Genomic DNA, 23,082 nt, shown 5'->3' with positions numbered 1-23,082 from the left:
AGAATCTCAGTCCCCCTCCGGCTAATGGACGAAACCGCCTGTATTTACCATCGGTTCCAGGTCCTGATCATTTACATTCGGCGCCGGTGTGTAATTCAGCGTACCGTTGAGGATTGCTGCCTTGATCGCTTCAAACTCCCAGGCGTGATACTGCGACTCCGCGTAAACGCGCATTTCACCGTAGTCATGCTTCTTGCGCCGGATGAACGCCTCGGCGGCATCCTTGGTGAAATGGCTGTTCACGATCTCCCAGCGCGTGTTCCAGCCGGTAACGGTGTGGTCTTCAAGCTCGCTGAGGATCTCCCATTGATCATCTTGATCCGCACTCATGAACTTGCACTGACAGTGGGCTTGGGCCTTTCTGTTGATGCTGGCTTTCTCATTCCGATCGAGGTGTGCCCAGTATTCTTTGGGGCTGAACCATGACCGATCCTCAAGGCAGACGACGCGACCTTTGGCATAGTCCACTTCAAAGCCGTAATCGATCTTCTTGACCTGGACGGTGAACAGGGCTGCCGCGGTTCCGTGGGAACGAACACCCTGCCCCACACAGTCATGCCGCAGGCGCTGAACGAAATCAGCCCACGTTGCTGCGTTGAGATCTGCGCCGGTGGCCAGGCTCGGTGCTGGCTCACCGTCAGTACTCATGGGGTCAGTCATCACACCGCCTCCGTCGACAACAGGTCATGAGCACTCACAACCGTCATCCCAAGGCGTTCGGCGATGATCACTTCAAGACGGGCACCCTTCGAATGCTCCCAACCCGATAGCGTGGCCAGGGTGTAACACTCCATCAGGGCGACGATGTCGCGGCGCAAGCAGTCGCTCCAGTCCTTGGTTGGGTGGTCGATTTCGGCGGGGTTGATTACGGCATGACCGGCCGCCCGAAGGCGAGCTGCCATTGCATGGAAGGCCGGGAAGTTCAGGTCGACCAACCCGGTCATGGGCCCTGATAGGTAGATTGGCTTTTGCGGTGTGGCATCGTGCCAAGTGCAGACCTCGAACTCTCCGGGTTTCAGCCCCAAACACTGGCCGTCAGACATAACCGCCGCAACAGCACCATAGCTGTTTGTCCATGCCCGGAATGTTTGACTGATCACCGCCGTAGGAACAGCGCCTGTGATGTAGGTGAAGCCGATCACCGGCATTGGGTCGGCGGTTACGGTCTTGACCATGCGAACAGTGTGCGGGACACGATCACCGAACGGGTAACCCTGGGCCCGATGGTGCAGTGCCGGGCAATCGATTTCGGGTTCAATGATCATGCGGCCTCCTCGGCTTGCCGGAAGACCGGCAAGGCGCCGGCTTGTTCGCGCACCTTCTGCATTTCGTCTTCGGGGTAGCCCCAGATGTTCTCGCCGTTGAAACGCTCAGGCCCGAGATAGAACGGATCCAGCGGTTTACCGGTAAGAATGAAGTCCCGGAACCCTTCAACCACGTTGCGCAGCGTGCCGCCGCTTGAGAAACCGCGCCATTTGTTCCAGAGCGTCGGGTGCGTGTAAATCCGTTTATGCGTGGCGTAGTCGATGTACCAGACACGACCGCGCTCGTCGACTTCCATGCTTGCATAAGTCTGCTTGCTGGCGCTGTAGAAGAACCGGCGCCCATGCGCGGCAATGATTTGAATTGCTTGGTTGACCTGTTCGCAGCGCTGCCGCTTCAAAACGAGTTTGTTAACTGGGAGCATGGGATGTCCTGTGCCGAGACAAGCCCGGCAGGTTGATGGTTGGGTTACGCGGCTATTGATCGACGCTCGGCTGATCGCCATGGGTCGTTCGCCCGGGCGAGGGCTGCCATCGGTGGCGGGCTAACGCTGTTCCCGCACATATGCACTTGCTTTGTAATGGTGAAAGGCTTGCCATCGGCGCCGACGGTGATGTTGTAGTCCGCGGGGAAACCCTGGGCCTTGTACAGCTCGGCTGGTTTGAGCATCCGCAGGCAAATATCGACGATCACGTACGGCGTGCCTTGCACCATCACCGTGACCATCGCCAGTCGATCTTTGGTGGTGATGGTCGGCGCCGGGGCATCACAGCCGCTGGTGTTATCGGCGCCGTAATAACTGATCAGGAAAGCCGCGACCCGCAGCGCACCAGCCTCGTGCTCCGGGGAAAGCTTCAGCGATATCAGCGAACTCTTACCGCCACCGCCTGCGGTAATTGTCGGTGCAGGATCATCGACCCCCGCCCCTACGCTGGCGCCAAACTGACGTTCCAAAAATGCAGAGACAAGCCCGTGGTGCTGGCCACCGGCGCTGATGGTGTGCAGCGGGTCATCGACATCGCGGGCATCGCAATTGCCGCGCATGTGCACCAGGCTGGCCGCGACCAGCTGCTGTTGGCTGCCTGTGTTGGTCACCGTGGTCATTGGCTCGTCAACGCCCTTGGCGTCGGTCGTGTTGAAACCACCGTTCATCTGGGCCATGAACACTGAAGAAATCCCCATAGCATGGGCAGCGCCAGCCGGGCGCTTATAGTTGCCACCGCTGGTAATGGTTGGCACTGGCTCATCGAGCGGTTTGCCTTCATCGTTGAAGCGAAACTTCACCAGGTGTGCAGCTGCAAGAGCCCGGTGATTCTGGGTCATCAGCGTTCCCGCCGGTTGATCAATAGCCACTGGCTTGCCTGAGTATTCAGGACCGCCAGCTCCAACCAGTACCGCGCTGGCGAGTGCATGCTTTACACCGCCCGCAACAACTGTTCCCAACGGGTTGTCCAACCCCGGAACCCGCGGTTGCTGGCCTTCGCGCTCGCCGTAGCCGGACTGGATCAGGGTCGGACTGATCAACGTCAGCTCACCACGATTCGCACAGGTCACCGTCGGTAGCGGGGCCAAGGGATCATTGATCCGATCGCTACCTTGGTGAGTAGCCGGGGCGATGACCGGGCTGACAACGCTGAAGGCTCCACCTTTCGGGTATGACGTGATGGTGCGCAGCGGCTCATTACCGGACTGAACAGACTCTCCGGACCAGTTCGCAATCGGTACGATGAATGGATTAGCGTTATTGATGACGAATTTCTTCATGCCTTTGGCTACACGGCGCAGGGTCGCCGGGGCCAGATCCTTCTTGCGCCCGAAAATGCTTTTGCCGAGGTCGCTAAAGTCGATGCAATCTGCGGCGGTGCGCCATGGCAGCTGGCCTTTAGAGGGGTTCTTGGCGTGCGTCGGCTCTGGCCACACGATAGGCTGCCCGTCGCAACGCGCAATCATGAACAGCCGCTCCCGACTGGTCGGGGCGCCGAAGTCGCAGGCCTTGATCACACGCCACTCGACCTGATAGTCCATCCCTTCAAGCAGGGCGACGAATCGTTTCCAGGTACGGCCGCGGCGCTTTGGGTCCGGAATAAGGAACTGCTGGCTCACTGGCACCACTTCTCCAGGTGCGGCAACTTCGCCACCCAGTTTCACAACGCGCCCCGTTGCCTTGTCGCGCTTCGCAATCAATGGGCCCCACTGCAAAATCTGCTTCACGTTCTCGAGGCTGATCACTCGAGGGCGCTTCTTCCCGGCCCACTTCAAACCGATCCACGACAAGTTGCGAATTTCACGCTTGCGCGGCTGACCGCCGGCGGCCTGGCTGTGGTGCGTGCAATCCGGTGACATGTGGAACCAGCCTACGGCTTTGCCGCCGCACTCCGTATCCGGGTCACCTTCAAACACGTCAGTTGTGTAATGCCGGGCGCTTGGATGGTTGACGCTGTGCATGCTGATGGCGTCAGGGTTGTGGTTTTTCGCGACATTGACCGGCCGGCCCAGGCCCATTTCGAGCCCGGTGCCTGCACCGCCGCCACCACAGAAGAAGTCGACAACGATTTCATCGTCCTGAGGGTTGAAGCTGAGACCGTATTGAGTTTTGAAATCTAACGGGTGTTTCTTCTGTAATGCAGTCATTGATGAGCCTCGTCGGCGGGTGTGATTCGCAAGAGTTGGCGAGGCCGTTTATTGGCCACGACATAATAGCGATTTATGATTCATAACACGTACGCATACGATACCACTGTAAATGAACAAACTGGCAATGTTCAATACCTGCCTTTACAGTTGTTCTGCGCAAAGAGAGCCCATGGCGTTTTGAAGGCGGCGTTTTTGAAATAGCGGAAAACGCACCACCACAGCGGATGGCTTGACGGCGTTTGTCCAAAACACTGAATTGATAGAGGAATGATCGGCAATGGCAAGAGGCAAAACGACACTGCATTTCCGTGGGGGACCAAACGATGGCGAGGCGATTGAGGGCGTGGCCCTCTATAACGTGGTTCCGAGTTTACGATATGCAACAGGGAGCGGCTTTACTGAAGAGGCTAAGGGGCTCGTGGGTGTGTTCGTCAACGCCAGCACCCGTCCTGGTAACTGGCTAAGCTACGAAGTCGCTCTCTATTGCAAAGCAGAACCGGTAGAACGCCAATCAGGTGTTTATTATGACTTTACAGGTATGAATACCGTACATCGTTGCCGGGCATTTACCCAGACCCACTCCCGGTGTAAGAACGAAGCGCTTACAGGGGAGGAAGCATGCAGAGCTCATGCACGTGACTCAAATTTGGCCCAGGTTCGGCTTCGCCCCTAACAGGCATGTCAACGGTGCACTAAGCGGTTACGCCCACTGCACCGTGAAACATTGCAGTATTACCTCAGTCGTTCACACCACACTCGCAACAGATCAGGCACCTGTTTCTCATCAGTTCCCTTGGCAGGCGCTCCGATCGGGAATCACTTCACCGGCACTGAGCTTCTGAGCACACACCGCAACATCCACGCCATATGGCAGCGGTAGGTGCTGAACCTCTCCATAAACGACCTCGATTTGCTTCGAGATCACCTGGCTGGCCTGCAATGCCTGCACATCAGGCGGTATCTGCTGGCTGTATTGCTGGCCGTTTGCGTTGTACGAATAGCTGCGCCCCACCTGGTACTTCAGATTGATTGCCAACGTCGCGCTAGTTGCGCTCGTTGAGACGATTTTGGCTGCGCCACTGATCACACCAATGCCCAATGCACAGGCCGTCCTGGACTGGTTACACTCACGCAATTCCATTGGCGGGTACGCAAGCGATGTCGCCTCCCCTGACTCTCGGACATCCAATCGCGCCCCGACACCGTGTTCGTGTTGGCCAGACATATCAGGTCCGTACGCGGACACGGTGACAACGGCCGTATCCCTTGAGGCAGTTGTTCCACCTGCACAACCAGCAACCACCACGAAAGCAAACATAGCGGCGAATCGAAAACCCATTTGCATAAATGCTCATTCCTAAACGATGGAGTGCGCCGCCCTGAGTGTTCGGCGCTAAGGATTTTTATACGGGGTTTCGCAGGCCGCTTCATCCCGATCGCGTGTATTTTTGGGCATTAAAAACCCCGACCATGTGGCCGGGGCGAGATGTGCATTCACCAGCTATGCCGAAGGCCTCAAAAACTTGGCCATACGGAAGGAGAACGCGTGAATGGTGTTCGGGGCATTCGCCCTCGAGGAAAGGGCCGCAGGAAACTTCAAGCCGCGTGAAACCTCGGGCAGAGGTTCACCGGACCCTCTCGAAAATCTACCGGCGGAATAGATGGGATAGATCGCCCCGGTATGCATCGCGTTCCGCTGCCTGTTCAGCGCGGGCCTTAGTCAACTCTTCAGACTCGAATGTGTAAACCACCTGGTACGGGCACTTCAGGGCCAGCATTGCACGCAAGCTGGTCAATCGGACGTAAGGCCCCTTCGGACAGACCTGAGCGCGAGTCGTCTGTATGCCGTCAAGGTTGTACATAATGGCCATCATTGCATGATTCCTTACGCCAGGGCGCTCCTCAACCTCCCAAGCCAGATCCAGATCGCCCAGTTCTAACTTCTGGGCATCAAGGAAGGAGCCAAACACCGCGAGGCGTGTAACCCAGTAATAAGGGGCCTCGGGAGGTAGAGCATTCAAGGCCTTTGCCGACGCCACTGCTTTGTCAATTAGGGCCTCGGCCTTCTTTCGAGGCAGAGGCTTGCCGAACCTGGCACGCGCCAGTTCATCCATGCGGTCGGTTGGTCGAGCTCCATCAGGAGTCTTTTCGATGAATCCCTCTGCGACAAGTTGCTCCCAAGTTGGCCGCGCTTCTGCGGGGCTCACCCCAAGCACGACTGCCAAGTCGTAAAGCTTTGCGGACTCCATGTCGGCAAGCTTGGCTGCGGCCATTCGCAGCAAGGGACCGTTAACGCCAGCGTAAGGACCGTAGGGCAAAAGCAGCGTCATATGGCCTCCTGCGACGGCGGTATTCCGTCTTCCGCGTCGCCCTCGTTGTCGTCGTACTCGGGCGCTAGGTCCGAGTCACCCCCACCGACTCGTTGGATGCCGCTGGCCGCCAAGACAAACGTACGCCGGTTCCAAGACCAGTGTCGACCAGCGGGCGGAGTCGAAGCGCCATCGAAACCTAATCTAACCCACTGGCCGTTCAACAGACGACGCTCAATGTGGCCCCTATCTTCAGTGGGATAGGGGCGATATTGCGCCGTGCCGATCTGATGATTGGCGTAGAGCTGGTAGCCACTGAACATCCAGCACAGATTGAGCTCATCGGGCATGATGTAGTCCCTGCACAGCCTGAAGGCAGAGTGCACGGCTGACATCCGATGTTCGGAGCGGCCCCTGAAATCTGTGAAGTTCAACGCAACGGGCATTTCCAGTCCCAAGAATACCCTCAGTGCTTCAGCGGCGACGGGGCCCTGCTCTTCGGGAACTTGATACCCCGCCTGATTCGGGGTTGCTTCGGGGTCCACGTAGCGTGAGGAAAACCCACTGGCCTCCAGGCTCGCATCCAATCGTTCGAGCCTGCGGGAGTGAGGCTCGAATAGACGTACACAGTCGTCATCGGCAGGGTGCCTGTTTTGCGCCATCTCCTGCACAATCTTCGCAATCCAGATGGGATCATCAACTTCAAGCCGATCATGCCCCCAGGCTAGCCTGATGAGCCTGGGCAGACAGGAGGACGCTCGTGGCATGCACCTACTCCGGGTATTGTGTTTGAGAGACCGTCGAAGCTGAGTCTAATCCGAATACACAAGACTTGAAGCCCCCCGAGCATTTACTGCCAACGAAGCTATAGCTTTCGAGAAATGGCAGTGTGTATCCGGCGAATTTTTTTGAGCACTACATGAAGCGGTTTGCAGTCTGCATATCCCTGTTGAAGCAAATCAGAGATTTTATTGATCGCATCCAGCTGCTCAATTCCTTTCCGAATCTTTATCGGGGTCGCGTTGTAAGAATAGGCACCGCGTTGCTCGTCTGTAATTTCCCCATCGCTTGGAAACTCCAAATTCATCCAGTCATCAAGTGCAACCCTCACATCAGCGAAAGGAGAATCGCATGCATAAGGCATCCCTGAGTACTCCAAACTAGTCAGCAGAGCAGCAATTTCCAAGTGGAGATCCAATGAGAGCCGGTGACAACCTTTATTGATGGCGGCAAAAGCAAACCTCCAAAACCGCAATCTTGTTAACCACTTTTTTGACTTGTTAACTACCGTGGTTTACAGTGCAAAAAAGTGGTTAACAAGGTGGCGCGAAATGCCGGTTTTACGGGACGACATCAGGCTTTACCTCGAATCTACGCTAGGTGTGGATGCGCAGCTGAGGCCAGCCCCAGAACTCAAAGTGCCTCACTACATCAAGGACGCCTACAAACTCGTCAATCTGGTTCTCTTGATTGGGGGCAAGAACAAGCAGTCGAAGCTTTCGATGGTCCTGCTCCTGCCGGTTGATGACGAATATCCGGGCGCAGTGACGCTTGGAAAGCATATCGCCCAGGTACAAAGATTCACGGACAAAGTGGTCGTGTACGTGTGCAAGTCACTTTCGGTACCGGAGCGACGTAGCCTGATCGCCAACCACATAAACTTCATCCAGCCTGGCTATCAGCTGTTCATTCCCGAACTGGCGATGGACCTGAGAGAGAGCGTCCGCACGCGCCGCAATGAAGGGGAAGTGTCCGATCTTCTCCCTGCTTCACAAGCGATGCTTTTGGCTCGCCTGTATGAGGGCTGGGACAGCGATCAAGTCTTCAAGGCCGGCGACATCATGGGTGAATTCAAGTACAGCCGCGTCACCCTTGCCAAAGTGATCGATCAGTTGCTGAAGCTGGGCATCGTCCATCCCGCCCAAACCCGCGGATTCAAACATTTCTATTCGTTCAGTGCGCCTCCACCCGACCTTTTCAAAAAAGCTCTCCAATTTATGCGTTCTCCCGTTAAGCGGAGGGTGGCGATCGACCGTGTGCTTCACGCACGCAACGGAGTCTTTCTCGCCGGCGAGACCGCGCTGGCCAAGAGCACGATGTTGGCTGATCCCGCACAACCAGTATTTGGCATGACCAAAAAGCAATTCGACACCATGGTCGAAGACAAAGAGTTCAGGGAAACCGGCGAGGTGGACGAGATCCGGGCATGGGTGGAGATCTGGGCATATCGCAGTCTTGCGGAAGATAAAAACATTGCAGATGAAGCGTCGCTGCTTCTGAGTTTGAAAGACAATCCGGACGAACGTGTCCAGCAAGCTTTAGATGACCTTAGGAGGACCGTTTCGTGGCTGAGATCAGAGGATTAGACGTTTTCGGGCAGCATTTTAGTGAGTATCGTGACCAGTATGTCTTGATCGGCGGGGTGGCCTCCTGGCTTACGATGGATGAGGCCGGCCAATCGTTCCGCGCCACCAAGGACCTCGATATCGTGCTGGTCATTGAAGCGCTCAACTCTGATTTTGTGGGGGCTTTTTGGGAGTTCGTCCGGGCCGGAGGGTACGCGATCCGCCAGGTTGGCGAAATTGACGGTAAGCGTCCGGTGTTCTACCGGTTCCAAAACCCGGAAAATGAAGCCTACCCCGCCCAGCTCGAATTGTTCTCGCGAGCACCCGACGGTATTGAGCACCCAACAGATGCAACACTGACCCCCATTCCTACGGATGAATCAGTCTCAAGTTTGTCAGCAATTTTGCTCGATCAGCCCTACTACCAGTACCTTCTAGAGGGGCGTCACAGTAACGAACAATTAACCTTTATCGGCGCCGACCGGCTGATTCCGCTCAAGGCGCATGCATGGCTCGATTTGTCAGCGCGAAAAGAGGCTGGTGAGCAGATCGACAGCAAAAACGTGAGAAAGCATAGGAACGATATTCTGGTGCTGAGCGGGCAATTGACGGACGACCCCATCAAGCTGCCAGAAAGCATCCAGAACGACATGCGGGCGTTTGTGGAGCGCCTGGCGAAGGAGGAGATCGATCTCAACGCCCTCAAGCTGAAAGGCACTCTGGAGGGTTTCATAGAACGACTGACGTTGAACTTCGGGTTGTAGTCGCCACCCCAGTAGGAGAACGCCCAGTAGCACCACCAGCCCCACTACCAACCGTGGGGCTAAACCGAAGTAGGACCCCTATTGGCGTCCTCGATACTGAAGAAGGAAAACGCATGGCCAGCAAACCTGAACTCACCGATCGTGACCACGACAACATGGACGCGTTCCTCGGTTACGTGCTTGATGCGCACAAAGCCGGTGACATCACAAAGCAAGAAGCAGTCGCCGACCTAGCGCATGTAATGACCGCGCTCGACCAACGTAGCTACGATGAGGTGCGGTCGTGGTTTGAAAAAGGTCGTAAGCATCTGGCAGACGCAAATTAGAACTCCGACCCATCCCAAGCCCGCCGATCGCGGGCTTTTTCGGCAACAGGGTCCACTATTCAAACCCAGGTGACAGGACAGGTGGTCGAGTAATGAAATTTCAGAAACGCTTGCGCGGCGTCTCCAATGGGCAAATGTCTGATGATGCCCTGACGAAACTCCTTCGAGATCTCTCCCGCGAAACGATTGCCCTTTCCGAGGGAGGCAGGACTAGCTGGGCCTTAATTGTGAGTCGCTGGGAACTGAACAACGGCTACTTCGATATCGAATTTTCGGAGCAAGCTCTGGCGCTGATGGAGGCCACCCAGGACAAACGTGCAGAACTGGTCCAAGTACTTTTTGAGCACATCACCACCACCGTGCACTGAGCGCGCCCGCAAACCACTTGGACGAACTCCACGAGAAAACATGGAAAAAAGCATGTCCATCACGAAATTCTCGTTGATTGCCCTTTGCGCCGCTTTGATGGCCGGCTGCAATGACAATGCACCCAACGTCACGATCCCGGCCGGCTCCCGAATTTTCATCAAGGCGAATCACTTGGACGATACCCTGACCGGTAAGGTCCTACCCACAGAATGGAAAGCCGGAAACTTCGAGAAAAGTGAATACAACTTCTCGCAAGTGTTGGTGGAGAGCAATTGTTCGTTTGAGGTAGCCCCTCAATGGGACAGTCGGGTCAAACGCCTTATGGCGGACAAAGGCACGTTAACTTGTGATGGCGCTGTATCTCGCGAGTTGCCTGGCTACTTGGTCGACGATCAAGGTATGGTTGGCCGCAATGGCGTCGCTGTTGGTGACATCATTGCATTTGTCATTTCCAGCAGCGTTGCCGTCGAATAAGGTCGGCAACTGGCATTGTGTAACGCGGATCAGTAAGCAATTCTCGAGTGACCTGGTGGAAGCCCGTATTGCACGTACTGCCAAAGCCACTTCAAAATATGGAATCTTTCATTGCATCAATGGCGACCAGCCATAAAACTTTCCAAACACTAGGGCTATGAGCATGACTCTCGGCGATTTTAATTGGTCCATTCGCAGATACCTGCGATCTCGGATTGGTAGCGCGCCTTCTCGCGAAGACACCTTCGACCTTCTTGCCACACTGCTGGGCTACCAATCTTTTCAGTGCCTAGCGAGTGATGCTGTGATCGTAAGGCTACACGGGGCGGACCAAACCTACATCGACGATGTCATTGCCCTTAGACAAAGTCCGTTCCCAATAGAACACGCAGCAATGCGTCATAAAGCAATTGGCGCCGAAGGTGGGGCAGGTGCAACCGCGCAAGCCTTAGCCGACTACGCTGATGCTCGCGTTCTGGTTGCAATACCGCACAGCATTTTGGTTGATCCGGACTCTTATCCGGACCTTGATGCACCATTTGAAACACTGAGGGAGAACGCGGGCGTGCTTGCCCTACATTGCGCATTGCAGGAGGATTGGAAACTCAGAGATCTCCCGATCCAGATGCTCGAATCGGAGTTCATTAACAAGCCAGAGTTGGCTGTTCCGCTTTACCATATTTACAACGCCATTCTTGATTGCTGCCACGAAGATAGCCCTTACCGAGTGCATATTTGCGAGAAAACCGCCTTCTACAAACAAGCAGCGGCGTCGAACGGGCATGCCTTGTATACCCGAACTTCCCAAGGGCAATTGCAGACGATTTCCAATGGATCAGGGCGACCGCTCTGATGGAGCAATGTGGGAAACTTGACGCGTTAAACCGGCACCTGTAGCGCGTCGGGTGATTGGGATCTTTCCCTGGAGCAAATTAAAGCCAGTCACCCGTCGAGCAGTTCACATCGGTATCTCAATTCCGTGCGCAAAAAACCCGACCTTTGACCGGACGTGCATTCGTCAAAACCGTCAAACGCTTCAGTCGTTTTCCTGCCCATACACCCTTCGCATCAGCTCGTCCGCTTCAGTGTATCGACGAACAGTGATGCTCACGGTACTGCGACTGGCCCCAGTCTCACGGACAGCATCGGCCTGAACGACACCGTCGACCAAGACTCGGCGAGCTGCACGGTTGCCAGCGCTCTCCACATCCCCGCGCATCAGCTTCACCAGGGCATCGTATTGTTCACCCTTCATAATTGTTCCTACGGCTCAATATCTGTTTCAGGACTTGATCCCTGCCAGTGTGGTCAGCTGGCTGAAAGTTTCAATAGCGCCCCATCATACCAGCCGAACAAGTGACGCATCGCCCAGCCCGCAGCACGTCAATTTAGAACCAGGCGAACCTCATTGCTTCGTGGCCTTCAGCATCACCACCGACACGCTGACACCTGCAAACGCATTGTCGATGACGCTGGACCATTCATGATCGAAGCCGGGTAGCAGATCTTTGCCTTTCGCTGATGCCGGTAGGATCGCGGTCAGGTTCCCGTTATCTGCAACGAGCCGGCCGGCGGCTTTCGTATGGCTCTGCCAGCGCCCTTCGCTGAACGGTGGATTCATTGCGATACGATCGAAACGCTCGGTGGTGGTTTCTGCCCACTCAAGAAAATCCGCTTGAGTGACATCGTAACCCTTGGCCCTGAGGACGTTGCAATGCAGCTCACTGATCTCGATACACCTCGTGCGATCTTTTGGCATCAGATCGGCTAAACCACCTACTCCCGCCTGTGGCTCGGCGCACCGATGCGTCGGCCCGATGTCTGCCAGCTCGATCAACTGGGTGCCCAGCTCCACCGATGTTGGGTAGAACTGATGCGCTTTCTGGTCGGGGATGCAGCCTGACAAGACGATTTCATCAAGCACCGGGCGGGCGTTGTAATCGAAGTCGAACCAGACATGGGCATTTTTGTTGCGGCGTACGCCCCCAATCATCGCAAGGACCCGCTCCGCTTCTTCCTGAACAACAGCACTGTGATTGCCATAATCAAAGCGCAGGGCCCACTTGCAGTCTGTCAGAGGCGGGCGCGGCTCAGCCCACCGATCAGTTCGGGTGGGCGTGCAGGGCTCGGAGCGCATGCTGTGCAGCAAATTGATCACGGAGAAAGGAAGCGGGCGGCCAAAAAGCTTATGGCTTTTGGCGCGAGCCTTGGGCTTTGTGCGGAAACTGGCCGGGATTGCCAACGGGTACAGGCTCGCCAAAACAGCATTCAGGCGCCAAGCCATGTCTGGGTGTACCTGGATGTGGCAGGTCCCTTTTTTGTACATCTTCATGCGGATCGTCCCGCCGTCGACTTCATGCCAGTCACCGGTACGCCGGCGGAAGATTTCGAGCAATGGACCGGTGTCACCGTGACGTGGCTCTTCGCGCCCCATGAACTTCGCGATAACACAGCGCAGGTCATTGAGGTAACCGGCCCGGTCGTAGTTGATGCTGTCATAGCTGGTCAGCATGTTGGCGACAATCATGCGCATGCCGAAACCTTGTGGCTGATTCGTGACGTGCTCACCCGTATCAGCTACGTCTCTAACCATTGACACAGCAGTAGGCCAGCAAGATTGGGCTTTACCACTGAGTCAGTGAACTGCTCATTGACAGTCAATGTTTGCGCCTGATATTGACGCATCAGGAACGCCAAAAGTGGAGGATTGACAGAGGCATCCGGCCTCAGATTCTTAACGCCTCCAAACATTGACAGTTTTATTTGGGTGAATGCAAACGTGCCTTTGAAAAGGCAGTGCCGAAGCCGATGAGAATTACGACAATTTGCGGCCGAGCCAAGCACTAGCGGCGAGTTCAAACCTACGCCGAGGCTATATACAAAAATCACGACCTCACTGAAGCAGATATGCGCCGAGCGCTGTTTGGCGGTGCAGCCACTTGCGCAGACTCATGCCTTACATGAACATGACAATCTTTCGGATAACTCGAACATCCAGCCAGTGAAGGCTGCGGAGAAAAAGAAGATCGGTGAAAGCGTTCACCCCCGTGTTAAGGGTCACGCTGCGGGTCGGTAATGAGTTTGAGGGTAGGAAGCACACAATGGTCCATGAGGAGGATACGCTCAGTACGCGTCTCGCAGAACAGGAAGCGATCAAAGCGGCCAGGAAGAATTACCGCCTTGTAGAGTTGGTTTCTGTAAAACCGATGTAGCGTGGCTCATCGACTTGCCACCAAAGATCAGTGCACCCGTTATAAGACCATCCCCTCGGCAAACCTGAATCAGCAGTTTCTCGACCATCCGAGTGCCCTGGGTAGTGGATAACAGTGCGAGGGGCTGTTCCTTGGCAAAACGTTGCTTAGGCTTGCTCAGCCAGCGCTGGGCTTTTTTGACGTCTCCGAACAGCGCCTCTGCCATTGCTGTCACATGTGCAAGTCGGAACAACCGATCACTCTCGTCCAGATTTAAGCGTTGTCGGCGAGCCAATCGGGCGTTAAGGGTCCCAACCGGCATAATCTTTTCAAGGGCGACTGCGTCGTACACGCCAGATTCGCTAAGCAATTTGAATCTCTCGGCTGCGAATCCTGCCGCGATAATCTCGTGGTTCTCTTGCTCTGATGCCCCTACGCCAATTTGAAGTGAAACTCCAAGATGACGTCGGTAGTGACGGTACACCGGTTTAGGCAGCAATTCAGCCAACATAGGTCGCCTCTTGACCGGCCATGTTCCACGACGGGTGACGTTCTTCTAGGAAAGATGGGCTGGTAGTACAGCCCTGTCAACGTCGGCATCTGACAACAAAAATCCCCCGGGAAGGAAATGTTGCTGCTCAAGACTTCAACTGACGCGTCCACACGAGCATGCAGGTTCTCCTCACGTATTCACATGCCCGGCCGATAACCACTATGTCCTGCTGGGCACTGGATAACGGAATTAGGGATGAACCGGATGATGTTTCGCAACGCTCTCGCATTTACGCTGGCATTAGTGGCCTGTAACTCAATAGCAGCAAGCTTTGATTGTTCTAAGGCCGCAAATTTTGCGGAATCCAGCATCTGTAATGACGGCTATCTGAGTGGCGTCGACAGCATTCTGGCGCGCTCCTATCAAAAAGCCCTCGCTGAAACGGAACACCCGGATGAGCTACGGCAATCACAACGCGAATGGCTATCGGTGCGAGACCAGTGCACCACCCAGAAGTGTCTCGATCAAACCTTGGGAGCTCGTGTCACCTTTCTGGATAGTTACTCACGCGTTGAAAAAAGTAAGGCATACGCTGCAGAAGAGAAGCTGCGCAAGGATGAGTATGAAGCTCAGCGCCAGGCAGAGGATCTTGCCAACTCACAAAGAGATCAGCAGTACCGGATCGCTCAGGAACAATTCCGTCAACAAAAACAGCAATCTGCTCAGCCGCACCAGGTGGCTCAAACACAATCACAAAGTGTGCAACCGGCGCCCTCCTCTCAGAGCCCAGCCAATGTGGTTTCGGCACAGCAAGTGCGCCCTGCTCAGCCTGTAGCTGGGAAACCAGCAGTGCTACGCATGTGGCAGGCCTTCTGGGCAGGCCCGGCATGGAAATACACGCTCTTGATAGGATCTTTGATCACCTGCCTGGCGATCTGGAGACACCACACAGAGGCTGCCACGATCTACACCGACTACACCGATGCTGCGATCACGAATGCGCTGCCCGCGATCGGAGCGGTTGCGGCTCTGATCCTTCGCTGGCTTGAAATGCCTGGCTTGGTCTCAGGGATAGCGTTGGGTACCGGGATTATCTTGGCCATTGCATATGCCGTATTCGCGACCTTCCGGACAAACCAGGGAGCTCTGAGTATCACCCTAGTTATTGTTGCCAAGCTCACTCTCATCACAGTGTTCTACGCGTTGATTGGAATGCTGATCGCGTCTCTCTTTTCGAACAGTGCCAGACGCAAAGGTGAATCCCAAGCGCGTGCTGCTGCTAGAAACAGTCGAGAGAAGAAGCAAACGATGGCTCTGATCACAGGCTTGTCGGTGGCTTACACCGCTTTTACTGCCTGGGTCTGCCGGCGACCTGAGTTCACCTCACTTTCCGAATGCCTGGAATTTGATACAGCACCTGCATAAGCCAGGGCGATCGGAACGCGATCGCGTGCTTTAGTAAACAAGTAGCCCGGGAGATTTCCTGGGCTTTTTTTGTGCCACGTTACTATCACTGCAGCACCTACACATTTGCTAACCAAGTTTAGTAGCACCCCAGCGGTCAAAGGTGAATACCCAAGATCAAATTGGGGCAGAATTCGACGATCAAAATGGAGCACATAAATGAAGTGGATTAAAGGGGTGATTGTCGGCGCATTCTTGCTCGTAATCACTGGTGCGGGACTGGGTCTGTTTTATGTTTTGCCGCAGTACGACGTGGTGGCCATCACCGGCGTTGAGGTAAAACGTGTGGACGATGACGGCGTCATCAATGCTGAAAACCCGGCCGACGGCCCGACCCGGGACGTGTATTTCATTAACACTGAACACCCAACATCGAAAGTGGTAAAAGTTTACCGAAACGACGACACCGGCTGGAGTTTTCCGTGGTACTTCAAGTTTGATTCGGCCGACGTTCAGGCAAAGGCTCAGGGTTACTCACGAGATGCCCAGCAACTGGCGCTGATCCGTTACTACGGCTGGCGCATTCAAATCTTGTCCGTGTTCCCAAACATCACAGACATCGAAGCCACAAACAGTCGCGAAGAGCCGTTTCCTTGGTTCAACACGATCTTCCTCAGCGTAGGCACGCTACTGATTTTGTTTGTGGTGTTTTTCATGCGCCGGCGATTCAAGCGCAAGACCAGGGGCGAAGTACTGGGTTGAACAGTTGAACCACCCGCCTTTTCAGCTTGGAAGATTCGTTAACCGCAGAATGAATGCCAGTCAGTTACCTGACTGGCATTTTTTTGTAGGTGCGATTCCTTGTTACGGCTAGGCTAAAGCAAGCCAGTCAGCGCTTTACCATTTCACACTGACGTCGCATGTCATCGTTTTTGATGCTCCCGCAACTGCCATTGCCAGTCTTGGCGTAGCACAGGTATCGCTGGTCGTCGTCGCGGATACTCGCGCAACTGCCGTTGCCTGTTTCGACGTAGCAGGCGTTACGCAAGTCGTCATTGTTGATGCTTGCACAGCTTCCGTTGCCCTCTTTCACGTAGCAGTATTTGCGCTTGTCATCATCACGGATACTCGCACAACTGCCATTGCCGGCCTCCACATAGCAGGTAGCGCGCAGATCGTCGTCCTTAATGCTCGCGCAACTCCCATTCCCTTCTTTGACGTAGCAGTAGGCGCGTTGATCGTCGTTGTTGATGCTGCCGCAACCGGCGTGAGCGAAGCCGCTGAGCGCCAGCAGCATTACCAAAAATAGCCTCATCCCACCCTCCATTAATTGCCAAACGCTACCTGAAACTGTTCGTAATTGCCGCCTCGATAACCGTGGTTCGGGCACAAGAAGGCAAATGACAGATCAGCCGCGAGCTTCTTTCTGAAGGTCGTCCAACTCGTCCACGATGTCTTCATCACGATCCTCGAACGCCTTGGCCATATCACGCTGTAGATCAACCTGGACTTCCATGGTTTTCTTGGCCAATTTCATGCCGTCCTTAGAGCCCATGATAATTTTCATCGCCTGATCCGGATGCTTGTTGGCCTCGATCATCAATTCGAGTTCGTCGGCATCAAAGTGATCTGCGTAGACCTGGACCAGGGTGTCTTTCAGTAGGTCCTGGGAAATGTTGTCCTCGATCACGGCCTTGATTTTTTCTGGCGCGACTTCGCGATATTTGGATGCATAACCCGACGTGGCGACTTGCACTACCATCTTGTATTGGACGTCCATGCCCATCAACTTGACCAGTTCTTCAGCTTTGTCCTGGCTTGAACCGCAACCGGCCAGCAGCACCGAGCAGAGCGCCGTGATTGCCCATTTGGAAACGTTCGTCATGAAATGCCTGCCTTTGTCTTGAGATTTTTTTTGGTGACCGTGGAGTACGGCGGACCGCACTCCAGGCTCTAGGAAATGTGGTGATCAGTTCGTCTCAAGCGTGAAGCTTTTGCTCACGAACAGGCCGGAAAATAACGACTTGTCTTCCTTGAAAATGTAGGACTCTTCAAACTTGGCATCGGTGGCCAGCTTTTGAGCGATCGCGCACTCCGAATCGCTGTGATCCTTGCCCTTGACTCCAAAGTCACTCTGATAACCTGATAGGCCTGTTTCATTGCAAAAGCCGGTGAACTCCTCACGCTTGGTAGCGGCCTTGAATTCGTCGAACGACTCCTTTAACTGGTCGAAGCCCTTGTAGGTCAGCGAGTAGCTGGCCACCTTGGTCTTACGAGCAAAGTCACCTGCGGCTTCCGCAATTACGGCCTGGCCCATGGACGTACTGTAAGCCCCCATGATGAAGCCACTTAGCGCGCTCTTGAGTTGCGCCTGGACATCGTCAAGCTCTGGGATGGACGCAAATTTAGCCTCGCGCACAATCCGGCCAACTTCGCTGCCGTCATTACGATGCACCACTACAAACTCGACCGAGCCTTCGCCGTCGCTGGAGCGCGTGAGCTTGAAGTCCAAGTCAACTTTGGTGCCGAACTCCCCTGTAGCGCCGGTGATAAATGCACCAGTGAACGGCAGACGTTGGACGATATTGCTACCCCACGAGTAGGGCGACTTGACCACGCCTCCGTACTGATCCATCTCCGCGCGCGGCTGGATCTCATCCGCTACTTCCGAAGGCAGGACCACATCTGTGCCTTTGTGCGACAGGTAAGGAGTACTCATGTCCATGCCCAACAATTGGACATGAATCTCGCCCTTCTTGTTATCACCTTCGCGGCTAACCTTGAGGGCGTCGGCCTTCAAGTAAACGCCACCGGCACGACCGCCACCAGTACTGGACGAAAGCAGATACCGTGACCATTCGACCAGGGCAGACTCTTTTGCCCCGGAGTCCATTCCACCGAGCAGCCCCATAATCCCTTTCAGGAATTTATCTGCGCCGTTGGTCTCTGCTGCAACCAGGCGGATTTCTGGTGTTTCAACGGTGACGTTTCCCGACCAGAAGGAATAGGAAATATCTCCCTCGCTCAGGACGTTCTCGAGGAAGTACTGTTCCTTCATCTCATCGTACTGACGCAGCGCTTGCTTCTTGCCGGAGCTCGATAACCCCACACCAGCCGCAAGAATCGCAATACCGGCGACCGCAGCGGCGATGAGGATGTGCTTCTTGTTCATCGTTTTCATAGTCGGTTGCCTTACTGAATTTGAGCAGATGCTTGCTGCCAATCAATCACGTGCTGCTGAGAGACTGCAGGCGTCCAGTTGAAGTCGATCCCGGCGCTAGGAAATTCCTTGGCCAGTACGGCACCAAATGACACTCTGTCAGCACAGTGGTCTTGCTTGCAGGCCTCAGCCGCGCCAGCGGTATACACGCGATACGTAGGAACGGCGCGACCGTCTTCGAGCGGCAGGAAGGGTGTCATGTTTGCCGCCGGCAGCACGTACCACTGGCTCTCCAGTTCAGCATCAGCCTGTACACGCCCCTTACGTGGGAAGTCGACCTCGTAGAAGTCGCCGCTCTTTCCGGTGACGTGAATCATCATCGGCACAGCGGACTTTGAAGAGCTCGGGTCCTGCATTGCGATCGGCGATGGGAAGGTGACTTTGATACCGGCCATCTGCGCCAGCGCTTCAGCCTCCCGACCTTCGAATTCCTTCATCCCGGATTTGAGTTGTTCGTAACGCTCCAAGACGCGTGTGTGCAGCTCAGCCATTTGCTGCTGCAGGCGACGTACTTCTCTCAGGCGGATCTCCTCGCGACGCAGGGCGAAGTTATTGCCTTGGCGAGCATCGAAGTAAAACTCACCACGGTTCTCGCCCATACGCGTTTTGAGAATGTTGTCTTTGGTTTCCGACGCGTATCCCTCGGGGTAAAGCGCTTCGAAGTTCTTGGCGAAGAAGAGGTTCGACAGGCCGACGGTCGTTGGCGACGTTGCCTTCACCAATTGGTAGACCTCAACCACAGCGCGCTTCAACTCAACCGCATCAAGAGCAAATGCCTCATCTGCAGTGATCACTACGTAATACGGATCACTGGAGAACGGCGACAGGACACGGTAGTTGGGGCGCTCAAAGGCCAAATACACCTTCATGTTACGCGCAGGCAGTTCACCCACCTGAAAGAGTGCTTGGTCTGCCCGGCTATTCAGGAAAGAAAGCGCCTTGCCTTTCACCGCTGGGACCAGTGCCTGGTTGAACATCAGACCGCTCGGGTGCACGGTTGTTTTTGACCAGGTATCACCGCGATAGGTGTTCGGTACCGCCCAACGCAATTTGTCAAAGGACCCCTCGGCATAGCCTGATGCAGAGCAAGGCATGGCGGGTGTCGACGCAAAGGACAGACTTGGATCGGACTCATCAGTTACCGACTTACTGATAACCCATTTGCATCCGCTTCCGTCGGTAATCCCCATCAGGTTCTGGTTGGCCAGCACCAATGAGCGGCCGAAGTCACCGGTAGGAACGGCGGCAACAGCGGCCGGCGCTTCAGCTGGAGCGGCAGGCTTAGGGGCGGCGGCTGGAGCTGCCTCCACAGGTACTGTGGCCACGGCAGCTACAGGAGCAACAGGGGCAACGGGCGCAACCGTCACAGGTACTTGAGCCACCGGCACCGGTTGCACTGGCGCGGGTGAAGCCTCTGGTGCTGGTTGTGGTATCACAGGTGCCGTTACAGGCGCTGGGGCCGGTGCAGCAGCCACAGGCGCTGCGACGGCAGGCTCAGTAGGCGCAGCGGCGGCTGGTAGTACAGACGCAGCCGCCCCAGCTGCTGGTGGCGTAGGAGGAGAAGCCACGGGGGCTACCGAAACAGCGGGCGCGGCAGCGGCCGGAGCGGCAGGCGGTGAAGTCAGCGTGGCCAGGCCCAGATTGGTCGCATTGCCCGCACCGGTGGCGTAAACCGCCCCCTTTGCGTCGACTGCTTTCCAGGTGACCTTGGCCGTCGGGCATTCCTGTCCGAGAATATACGGGAGCTTCGATAGAAGCGTGTTCAGCGGCTTCTGGTCATCCCACGTTGGGCGCTGCATGGTGATGGCCACTTCTGGTTTGCACCAGGTGGTCGCCTCACCATCAACGTTCACCTGGATCTGTTCTGTCTTCGAGTAGGCGAGCTGGTGAGCCCAGGCTTGCGGCGCGATGCCGCAAGCACCCACTACAACGAGAGCGAGTGCGCGGTTTTTCATGAAGATCCCTTAGATGAGTTCCCAGGTGCCGTTGGCTTGTTTGCAGAAGGTGTTCTTCTCCTGCTCAGTGTTTCCGTCGGCCGCTTTGAGGCTCACGGTCACCGGCCGGCAAGACGTTTCAGCAGCGACCTGCTGAGTTGGCAACGTCGGGATCGAATCCAGATCGAAGGCCTTTGTTTCCTTGTCGGCAGCGACGTTCATCTCGTCCAGGTTGGCCGCGGGCTTCACACTCTTCGCAACGGCTACTGATTTTGGTTCAACCAAATCTTTGTGGACGTAGCCGACAGTGACACCCTTGCGGCCGACAAGAATCCAGTCGCCTGTCGAACCAACGGCAGTGAACTCGGTGCCGGGTTTCAAACCACCCACTTTGTCTGCGCCTTTTTCAGGCGCGGCGCGGACGTTCGAACTGCTTTTGGTGACGTACTGCTCGTTAATGAGTTTCATCGAAGGGACGGCAACGATCTTAGGTGCACGTTTCACTTCAACCGTTTTGGTTTGGGTGAACTCTTGGCCCTGAACGATCTCCGCCGAAGCGCCGGAATGCGCCGATGTCCAGGACACAGGCAAACTGGACCCGCTCGGCGAGGCGTTCAAAGCATCTTGCGTGCGTTGCGCCAGGGCCTGCTGATCCTGCTCATCGAGTTTTGCACCGATTTTGTTACCGATGTAACCGCCCAGTGCACCGCCGACCAGGGTTGCCACGATCCGTCCGTTGCCTTTCCCGATGAACTGCCCGATGACAGCGCCAGCGACGACACCCACTGCGGTACCAGCCTGTTGCTTGTTGATGCCCAACTCAGCGCAGCCAGAGGTTGATGCTGCGATGGCCAATGCCAGTACTGAAACGAGAAACTTTTTACGCACGGTGACTCTCCCTTTGTGTAGGTCACTCTGCTTTCAGCAGAGGCCTTGTGATGTTGTAAAGCATTGCTTCTGAGGACATGGCCCAATGGAAAACGGTGGCAAGCACAACTGGCTGTTTGCCCAAGCTCCTGAACGCATCTCTATAACCGGGGCTATCGACAATTGCGTTGCCAACAACGAGAGGCAGCATAACGATCGAAATCACGGCGACCGGTCGAACGAAGCGAATTCGCCCGGGGAGGCTTCGAAGCGCCTCAATACCCGAGATGATCAAGACCACAAGACTGATGCCGCCGAAGAACAACCCGCTAAGAAGGGAGAAGGGGATAAACCACATATTCTTGAGGACGTTCAAACCCTCAGCGCCGTGGATGTCGGTGTGAGCGACGTCATAGGCCATGTTGTCGGCAATGCCAGGCAGATAAGCCTGGTACTGCTCTCGCGTAGCCAGAAGGTTCATGCCCTTCACATAGAGAGGACCGAGCTTGGTTTTCGCCATGTGGCGAACCTCGGTGGTGTTGGCCAGCGCATCTCGTGTCCGCACACCGGGATTGATTGACCGGGCATACTCGTCAATGGTCGGCTGGTACCCCAGATCTGCCCCAGCATTCGGCCACTTGATCGGTCGCCACTCACTCCCCGGAATTCCCCCTGCACGAAAACCTTCGAGCTGTGCATACGCCCTGCTGATGTCACTGATGGAGGGCACGACAGTTTCTTGCAGCCGCTCGTATAACGCGTCTCCATTACGGACGGTGTAGCCACGAAAAACTGCAGCTGAAAAGCCTTGGAAGTTCTTGTCGATGCGCTCGACGTAGGAGCCTTGAACACTCATCAGAACGCCGAGGTTTGCTATGAAAGCCTTGCCCTCTCCCTGGTCCTTGTAGGCCTTGTAGGGTATCTGCGGAATAGTCAGGGAGTCGTAAAGCAACCCCTTTTTGGTGACGTATGCGTAGAGGCTGCTAACCCGTAGCGAGCCGGGGAATTGCTCGGCGATCCAATCCGGAGCGGCCCCCTGAAACCACCAAGTCAACGGAGTGACAACAAGTGTCGATGCTGCGAGCCAAACCCACAGCACCCTCCCCTTGCCTTGGTAACGTCGATAGCAGATTCGCCATACCAGCAAGCACATGCTCGTAGCCGCCAGGATCTGGCTATACGTCTCAAGGACTTCGAGTTTTCGGAGGGGGATATCAGCGCCAGCGAAGTTGAGCAGCTCGGCGTTGAACAGCAGACTGCAGATCAAATAAAGGGCGTTCAAAACAACAAGTGCGATTAGCATCCAACGGGTCCTTGTCAGAAATTAAACGCCAGGCCCTGGATGATAAGGGGGAGCGCAAATAGATGTAGCATATTGCCATCTAGCAGAAGACGGCACCACTCAAAATGCCCCGTCGAATTCCGATGCAGAACGCCGGGCAGATGTTTTCGTTACCTACGATCAGAACTTAACGGGACTGAGAGGACT

At 55.4% G+C, this 23,082-nt stretch carries 25 protein-coding genes; 8 read left to right on the top strand and 17 right to left on the bottom strand.

The window, feature by feature from the left end; translation table 11 throughout:
* Positions 1-21: 21 nt before the first annotated feature.
* From H7995_RS22705 to H7995_RS22670, 8 genes are all read right to left on the bottom strand, one after another.
* Positions 22-660, bottom strand: a complete 639-nt coding sequence (locus H7995_RS22705; protein ID WP_185818882.1) for a hypothetical protein — start codon at positions 658-660, stop codon at positions 22-24.
* Positions 660-1,265 carry a DUF4406 domain-containing protein gene (locus H7995_RS22700; protein ID WP_244647801.1) on the bottom strand — a complete coding sequence of 202 codons (606 nt, stop codon included), beginning with the start codon at positions 1,263-1,265 and terminating at the stop codon, positions 660-662. Before H7995_RS22700 ends, H7995_RS22705 begins: the two co-directional genes overlap by 1 nt.
* On the bottom strand, positions 1,262-1,687 hold the full coding sequence (locus H7995_RS22695; protein WP_185818881.1) for a hypothetical protein: 426 nt from the start codon (positions 1,685-1,687) through the stop codon (positions 1,262-1,264). Before H7995_RS22695 ends, H7995_RS22700 begins: the two co-directional genes overlap by 4 nt.
* A gap of 44 nt (positions 1,688-1,731) precedes the next feature.
* On the bottom strand, positions 1,732-3,894 hold the full coding sequence (locus H7995_RS22690) for a DNA cytosine methyltransferase (protein WP_185818880.1): 2,163 nt from the start codon (positions 3,892-3,894) through the stop codon (positions 1,732-1,734).
* A gap of 787 nt (positions 3,895-4,681) precedes the next feature.
* Entirely contained in the window at positions 4,682-5,038 is a 357-nt protein-coding gene (locus H7995_RS28530; protein ID WP_244647799.1) for a hypothetical protein, read from the bottom strand.
* 505 nt (positions 5,039-5,543) lie between these two features.
* Entirely contained in the window at positions 5,544-6,227 is a 684-nt protein-coding gene (locus tag H7995_RS22680) for a hypothetical protein (protein WP_185818878.1), read from the bottom strand.
* Positions 6,224-6,973 (bottom strand): hypothetical protein, encoded by a 750-nt coding sequence (locus tag H7995_RS22675; RefSeq protein WP_185818877.1) that lies wholly within the window; start codon positions 6,971-6,973, stop codon positions 6,224-6,226. Before H7995_RS22675 ends, H7995_RS22680 begins: the two co-directional genes overlap by 4 nt.
* A gap of 98 nt (positions 6,974-7,071) precedes the next feature.
* A complete protein-coding gene (locus H7995_RS22670; protein ID WP_185818876.1) occupies positions 7,072-7,392 on the bottom strand; it encodes a DUF5623 domain-containing protein in 321 nt (106 codons plus the stop codon).
* Between the two features lie 145 nt (positions 7,393-7,537).
* On the opposite strand from H7995_RS22670, the gene H7995_RS22665 reads away from it, so the two are divergent.
* The 6 genes from H7995_RS22665 to H7995_RS22640 all read left to right on the top strand — a co-directional run bounded on the left by H7995_RS22665 (position 7,538) and on the right by H7995_RS22640 (position 11,337).
* A complete protein-coding gene (locus H7995_RS22665; protein WP_185818875.1) occupies positions 7,538-8,572 on the top strand; it encodes a hypothetical protein in 1,035 nt (344 codons plus the stop codon).
* A complete protein-coding gene (locus H7995_RS28525) occupies positions 8,551-9,315 on the top strand; it encodes a hypothetical protein (protein ID WP_185818874.1) in 765 nt (254 codons plus the stop codon). The genes H7995_RS22665 and H7995_RS28525 overlap by 22 nt, the downstream gene beginning before the upstream one ends.
* Positions 9,316-9,428: 113 nt before the next feature.
* Complete coding sequence (locus H7995_RS22655) at positions 9,429-9,641, top strand: hypothetical protein (RefSeq protein WP_153328350.1); 213 nt, start codon at positions 9,429-9,431, stop codon at positions 9,639-9,641.
* 92 nt (positions 9,642-9,733) lie between these two features.
* Positions 9,734-10,009 carry a hypothetical protein gene (locus H7995_RS22650; RefSeq protein ID WP_185818873.1) on the top strand — a complete coding sequence of 92 codons (276 nt, stop codon included), beginning with the start codon at positions 9,734-9,736 and terminating at the stop codon, positions 10,007-10,009.
* Between the two features lie 52 nt (positions 10,010-10,061).
* Entirely contained in the window at positions 10,062-10,484 is a 423-nt protein-coding gene (locus tag H7995_RS22645) for a hypothetical protein (RefSeq protein WP_185818872.1), read from the top strand.
* 163 nt (positions 10,485-10,647) lie between these two features.
* A complete protein-coding gene (locus H7995_RS22640) occupies positions 10,648-11,337 on the top strand; it encodes a hypothetical protein (RefSeq protein ID WP_185818871.1) in 690 nt (229 codons plus the stop codon).
* Between the two features lie 183 nt (positions 11,338-11,520).
* Here the strand turns inward: H7995_RS22640 and H7995_RS22635 are convergent, their stop codons facing one another.
* The 3 genes from H7995_RS22635 to H7995_RS22625 form a co-directional block, all read right to left on the bottom strand.
* Positions 11,521-11,739: a TrfB-related DNA-binding protein gene (locus H7995_RS22635; protein ID WP_185818870.1), complete on the bottom strand. Its 219-nt coding sequence runs from the start codon at positions 11,737-11,739 to the stop codon at positions 11,521-11,523.
* Positions 11,740-11,889: 150 nt separating this feature from the next.
* Positions 11,890-13,077, bottom strand: coding sequence for a DUF4942 domain-containing protein (locus tag H7995_RS22630; protein WP_185818869.1), 1,188 nt, complete (start codon positions 13,075-13,077; stop codon positions 11,890-11,892).
* 560 nt (positions 13,078-13,637) lie between these two features.
* Complete coding sequence (locus tag H7995_RS22625) at positions 13,638-14,186, bottom strand: antitoxin Xre/MbcA/ParS toxin-binding domain-containing protein (RefSeq protein ID WP_017849609.1); 549 nt, start codon at positions 14,184-14,186, stop codon at positions 13,638-13,640.
* 237 nt (positions 14,187-14,423) lie between these two features.
* On the opposite strand from H7995_RS22625, the gene H7995_RS22620 reads away from it, so the two are divergent.
* Together H7995_RS22620 and H7995_RS22615 are read left to right on the top strand one after the other, a co-directional pair.
* Positions 14,424-15,593, top strand: a complete 1,170-nt coding sequence (locus H7995_RS22620; protein ID WP_185818868.1) for a lysozyme inhibitor LprI family protein — start codon at positions 14,424-14,426, stop codon at positions 15,591-15,593.
* Positions 15,594-15,791: 198 nt separating this feature from the next.
* A complete protein-coding gene (locus H7995_RS22615) occupies positions 15,792-16,334 on the top strand; it encodes a DUF1523 family protein (RefSeq protein WP_033896496.1) in 543 nt (180 codons plus the stop codon).
* A 127-nt stretch (positions 16,335-16,461) separates the two neighbouring features.
* Here H7995_RS22615 and H7995_RS22610 read toward each other — a convergent pair whose 3' ends face one another.
* The 6 genes from H7995_RS22610 to H7995_RS22585 form a co-directional block, all read right to left on the bottom strand.
* Positions 16,462-16,887 carry a hypothetical protein gene (locus tag H7995_RS22610; RefSeq protein WP_042561205.1) on the bottom strand — a complete coding sequence of 142 codons (426 nt, stop codon included), beginning with the start codon at positions 16,885-16,887 and terminating at the stop codon, positions 16,462-16,464.
* Positions 16,888-16,980: 93 nt separating this feature from the next.
* Positions 16,981-17,457 carry a DUF2059 domain-containing protein gene (locus H7995_RS22605; RefSeq protein ID WP_033896494.1) on the bottom strand — a complete coding sequence of 159 codons (477 nt, stop codon included), beginning with the start codon at positions 17,455-17,457 and terminating at the stop codon, positions 16,981-16,983.
* An 84-nt stretch (positions 17,458-17,541) separates the two neighbouring features.
* The gene (locus H7995_RS22600; protein WP_033896493.1) at positions 17,542-18,753 is read right to left on the bottom strand and encodes a hypothetical protein; all 1,212 of its coding nucleotides are present in this window, start codon (positions 18,751-18,753) and stop codon (positions 17,542-17,544) included.
* 11 nt (positions 18,754-18,764) lie between these two features.
* Positions 18,765-20,747, bottom strand: a complete 1,983-nt coding sequence (locus tag H7995_RS22595; protein WP_047338250.1) for a hypothetical protein — start codon at positions 20,745-20,747, stop codon at positions 18,765-18,767.
* Positions 20,748-20,756: 9 nt separating this feature from the next.
* On the bottom strand, positions 20,757-21,614 hold the full coding sequence (locus H7995_RS22590) for an SH3 domain-containing protein (protein WP_033896491.1): 858 nt from the start codon (positions 21,612-21,614) through the stop codon (positions 20,757-20,759).
* A gap of 22 nt (positions 21,615-21,636) precedes the next feature.
* Positions 21,637-22,896 carry a hypothetical protein gene (locus tag H7995_RS22585; RefSeq protein ID WP_042561208.1) on the bottom strand — a complete coding sequence of 420 codons (1,260 nt, stop codon included), beginning with the start codon at positions 22,894-22,896 and terminating at the stop codon, positions 21,637-21,639.
* Positions 22,897-23,082 lie beyond the last annotated feature (186 nt).

It is taken from the genome of Pseudomonas kielensis (assembly GCF_014236655.1).
GTDB lineage: Bacteria > Pseudomonadota > Gammaproteobacteria > Pseudomonadales > Pseudomonadaceae > Aquipseudomonas > Aquipseudomonas kielensis.
This window is presented reverse-complemented; position numbering and strand designations above follow the sequence as displayed.